The sequence below is a fragment of the Actinosynnema sp. genome (genome assembly GCF_052038725.1).
In genome coordinates this window covers 1-4,527 of sequence record NZ_JBQGCX010000581.1, presented here as the reverse complement: position 1 = coordinate 4,527, position 4,527 = coordinate 1, and the positions used below count along the sequence as shown (strand labels likewise).

Sequence of the window (4,527 nt, the reverse complement as noted above, 5' to 3'; positions counted from 1 at the left end):
CGCGCGCCGCGGGGCGGGGCGGGGCCCCCCGGCTCCGCGCTTGCGGGGCCCCCCCCCCCGCCCGTGTGATCGGGTGAGCCGCCGCCGCCGGACCCGGACCCCCGAGGAGTGCGCGTGCGTCAGCGAAGATGGCCCGCCGTTCCCAGCACCGCCCTCGCCACGGCGAGCGGCGTTCCGACGACCGGCGGGGAGAGCTGAGTGGACGAGTCGACGAACGCGACCGGGGACGTCCCGGTCGAGCAGGACGGCACGACGGGCGACGGTGCGGCGGAGACCGGTGCGGCGCGGGAGACCAGGCCGCCCGCGCTGGCCCCCACTCCCCCGATGGGCTTCAACAACTGGAACTCCACCCAGTGCGGCCCCGAGTTCACCGACTCGATGATCCGGGGCATCGCCGACCTGTTCCTCAGCCTGGGCCTCAAGGACGCGGGCTACGAGTACGTCAACATCGACGACTGCTGGGCGCTGCCGCAGCGCGACGCGGACGGCGACCTGGTGCCCGACCCGGTCCGGTTCCCCGAGGGCATGAAGGCGCTCGTGGACCACGTGCACTCCAAGGGCCTGAAGTTCGGCATCTACACCAGCGCGGGCACCAGGACGTGCAGCGAGCGCGGGTTCCCCGGCGCGCTCGGGCACGAGCGGCAGGACGCGGCGCTGTTCGCCTCCTGGGGCGTGGACTACCTGAAGTACGACAACTGCCACAACCAGGGGATCGACGCGAGGCTGCGCTACCGGGCCATGCGCGACGCGATCGCCGCCACCGGCCGCCCGATCGTGCTGAGCGTGTGCGAGTGGGGCGAGAACCGGCCGTGGGAGTGGGCGTTTGAGGTCGGGCAGCTGTGGCGCACCACCCCGGACATCCGGGACAGCTGGGACTCGGTGCTGGAGATCGCCAAGGCGAACATGGCGCTGGCCGAGCACGCCGGGCCGAACCGGTGGAACGACCCGGACATGCTGGAGGTCGGCAACGGCGGCCTGACCCCGGAGGAGTGCCGCACGCACTTCAGCCTGTGGGCGATGATGGCCGCCCCCCTGCTGATCGGCGTGGACCTGCGGTCGGTGGCGCCCGAGGCGGTGGAGATCCTGACCAACCGCGAGGTGATCGCGCTCGACCAGGACCCGCTCGGCGAGCAGGCGCGGGTGGTGCGGTCCGAGGACGGGCTGCACGTGCTGGTGAAGCGGTTGCAGGACGGCGGGCGCGCGGTGGCGCTGTTCAACGAGAACGACGTGCCCGCGCGGATCTCGACCAGCGCCGCCGAGGCCGGGCTCCCCCGGTCGACCGGGTACCGGCTGCGTGACGTGTGGGCGCGGACCGACGCGCACACGGCGGGCGACGTCACGGCGTGGGTGCCGCCGCACGGCATCGTCGTCTACCGGGTCACGCCCGAACCGGCGTGGCTGCTGCTGCCGCCCTCCGTGGACGCGGGGGTGGAGCCGGTGCTGTCCCGGCCCGGCGCGCTGCCGCTGGTCGACCCGGACGCCCCGTCGCTGGTGACCACCTCGCTGGGCAACAACGGCTGGCTGCCGGTGCTGGGCGCGCGGGTGGACCTGGAGGTCCCACCGGGGTGGCGGGTGCGGCCGACGGGGCAGCGGGCCCGGTCGGTGCTCGCGGGCGGCGACCGGGTGGACACCACCTGGGAGGTGCTGCCGCCCGCCGGGCTCGAACCGGGCCGGTACCGGCTGACGGCGCTGTTCGCCTACCTGTACGGGTGGGGGCGGCGGGTGAGCGCGGACCTGGAGGTGGTGGTGCCCCACCGGTTGCCGTCCGGCACCTCGTACCTGAGCGACGCGCCGTGGCTGCGGGCGAGCAACGGGTTCGGGCCGGTCGAGGTCGACACCAGCAACGGGGAGGCCGAGGCCGGGGACGGCGGGCCGCTCACGGTCAACGGGAGGGTGTTCGAGAAGGGCCTCGGGGTGCACGCGCCCAGCTCGGTCGAGTACTTCACCGGTGGCCGCTGCACGAGCGTGTCGGCGTTCGTGGGCGTGGACGACGAGAAGCCCGCGGCCGGGTCGGTGGTGTTCCAGGTGTGGGCGGACGACCGGAAGGTCGCCGACAGCGGGGCGCTGACCACGCGGGACGACGCGGTCGAGCTGGTCGCGGACGTGACCGGGGCGCGGACCGTGCGGCTGGTGGTGACCGACGCGGGCAACGGCGTCGACAGCGACCACGGTGACTGGGGCGACCTGAAGGCCACCTGCGAGTGATCACCCTCGGATGACGTTCGGGCTGCACCGCTCCTGCTGTCCGGGTGAGGCGTCTTGACTGGCGGTCACCGCCGGTGTTGTCTCGACCCCCGACGCGACGCGTGAGGAGGACTGGCGGATGACCGGGTCCATGGCGCTCAGGGCGCTGCGCGAGGCGATCGTGCTGGAACACCTGGAAGCGGAGAACGAGCGCGACTTCGCCACCACGATCGCGGCGTTCGACCGGACGCGCTACGAGATCGCGGCGACCGGCGAGGTGTACGAGGGAAGGGCCGAGGTGTCGGCCTACTACAGCAGGTCGCTGCGGGCGTGGCCGGACCTGCGCAGCGAGGTCGTGCGGGTGCACCACGCGGACGACGCGGCGATCGTGGAGCTGGAGGTGGCGGGCACCGAGCCGGGGACGGGGCGGGCCTGCCGGGCGAGGACCACGGCGTTCTTCGAGTTCGACGGGCCCAGCCTGGTCGGGAAGCGGCTCTACGGCGACGAGCCGTCCTAGCGGGCCGGCGCCCAGGCCGCGGTTCGGGGCTGCGGTTCGGGGCCACGACGTGCGAACGGGCCGCACCCCACCTGGGGTGCGGCCCGCTCACGGAAGATCAGTTACCGCGAACCGCGGTTCAGACCGGGCGGACGGCCTGAGCCTGCGGGCCCTTCTGGCCCTGACCGATCTCGAACTCCACGCGCTGGTTCTCCTCCAGCGTGCGGTAGCCGTTGACCTGGATCTCCGAGTAGTGCACGAACACGTCGGCGCCACCGTTGTCGGGGGAGATGAAGCCGAAGCCCTTCTCCGCGTTGAACCACTTGACGGTGCCCTGAACTGCCATCTTGCTACTTCTCCTCTAACAGGTGCCGGATCGCGCTTGCGACCACCGGGTCAGTCAGGGCGACGACTTCTCCGCCGGTACCGCAGAGGAAAGACAGGCGCCCGCAACTTCCGTTCCGCGAGCGTGGAGAACACGAACACAGAAAGGTACGACCGCAGATAGTCAACCACGACTGCGCCCCGTGAGTCGAGTGATGGGACGGGTCTTCTGCGCTGCTACCTTCGACGTGGCGGCGGTCACAGCGGGTGTTCGCCGCCTGAAGTGCGCCGACACCGGTCAACCGGTCGCGCAGGGTGAGCGGCGGCCGTGCCGGGGACCCCGCGCGGGCCGCGCCGGGGCGCGAGGGGGAGGATCCGGCTCCACCGCAGGTGGGACGCGGCGGGCCGGGAGCGGCGGTGGCGCGCGCACGCCGGTCGGCGGGTCGCGCGGGCGGGTCGCCGCTGCTCGGGGGAAGATCGTCACCAGTGCCGCGTTCGGCCGACCGGGTGAAGGTCGTCTCCGGTCGTCACCCGCGCGCGACCACCGGGCGTGACCCGGCGGCGCGCTCCCCGAGCGGGGTTCCGGTTCCGACGACTTCGGGGGGCGGTGAGGCGGGGTGCTCGACGCGCTCCACCACGGCCAGGCCAGGCTGATGTTCTTCTTCCTCGGCCTGGTGGTCACCTTCGTGTTCATCCGGATCAGCGTCCGGCTGATCAGGGCGGGCGTGCGGTGGTGGCCGGGCAACTTCACGCCCGGCGGCACGCACATCCACCACGTGGTGTTCGGCGCGGTGTTCATGATGGTGGGCGGGGTCACCGGGATCGCCGTGCCGGACGAGGCGGTGGGGCTGCGGCTGGCCGCCGCCGCGCTGCTCGGCGTCGGGGCCGCGCTGGTGCTGGACGAGTTCGCGCTGATCCTGCACCTGCGCGACGTGTACTGGTCCAAGGACGGGCGGCTGTCGGTCGACGCGGTGTTCCTGGCGATCGGCATGACCGGCCTGCTGCTGCTGGGCGCCCGGCCGCTCGGGTACGACGACGTGCTCGGCGAGAGCGTGCCGGTGCGGGTGGCGCTGCTGCTGGGGAACCTGGGGTTCGCGATCGTGGCGCTGCTCAAGGGCAAGGTGTGGACGGGGCTGCTCGGGCTGCTGATCCCGCTGCTGCCGCAGATCGGGGCGCTGCGCCTGGCGCGGCCGAGGTCGCCGTGGGCGCGCTGGCACTACCCGGACGGCTCGCGGAAGCTGCGCCGCGCCGAGCGCAGGGAGAACCGCATCCGGCGGCCGTTGATCCAGGCGAAGATCCGGGTGCAGGAGTTCATCTCGGGCAGGCACGACGAGGTGTGACCGCCGCGCGGCCCCGTCACCCCGGCCCGGTCACCCCGGCCCGGTCACCCCGGCCCGGTCACCTCGGCGCGATGCCCAGCTCGGCGCAGGTCCGCTCCAGGTCCGGCGCGCACAGCTCCTCGGCGCGCACCACCCCCGACGCCACCAGCACCCGCACGCCGTCCCGGTGCACCGGGACCGCCC

General features: G+C 73.3%; 4 protein-coding genes. 3 read left to right on the top strand and 1 reads right to left on the bottom strand.

Annotated features, from left to right (window positions below; all coding sequences use genetic code 11):
• The first annotated feature begins 198 nt into the window (after window positions 1-198).
• Window positions 199-2,205 carry an NPCBM/NEW2 domain-containing protein gene (locus ACTUAL_RS12175; protein ID WP_440900307.1) on the top strand — a complete coding sequence of 669 codons (2,007 nt, stop codon included), beginning with the start codon at window positions 199-201 and terminating at the stop codon, window positions 2,203-2,205.
• 118 nt (window positions 2,206-2,323) lie between these two features.
• Window positions 2,324-2,701, top strand: coding sequence for a nuclear transport factor 2 family protein (locus ACTUAL_RS12170; RefSeq protein WP_096491750.1), 378 nt, complete (start codon window positions 2,324-2,326; stop codon window positions 2,699-2,701).
• Window positions 2,702-2,819: 118 nt separating this feature from the next.
• On the opposite strand, the gene ACTUAL_RS12165 is transcribed toward ACTUAL_RS12170, so the two are convergent.
• A complete protein-coding gene (locus ACTUAL_RS12165; RefSeq protein WP_012783660.1) occupies window positions 2,820-3,026 on the bottom strand; it encodes a cold-shock protein in 207 nt (68 codons plus the stop codon).
• Window positions 3,027-3,621: 595 nt separating this feature from the next.
• Between ACTUAL_RS12165 and ACTUAL_RS12160 the strand changes: the two genes are divergently transcribed.
• Window positions 3,622-4,344, top strand: a complete 723-nt coding sequence (locus ACTUAL_RS12160) for a hypothetical protein (protein WP_096491749.1) — start codon at window positions 3,622-3,624, stop codon at window positions 4,342-4,344.
• Window positions 4,345-4,527 lie beyond the last annotated feature (183 nt).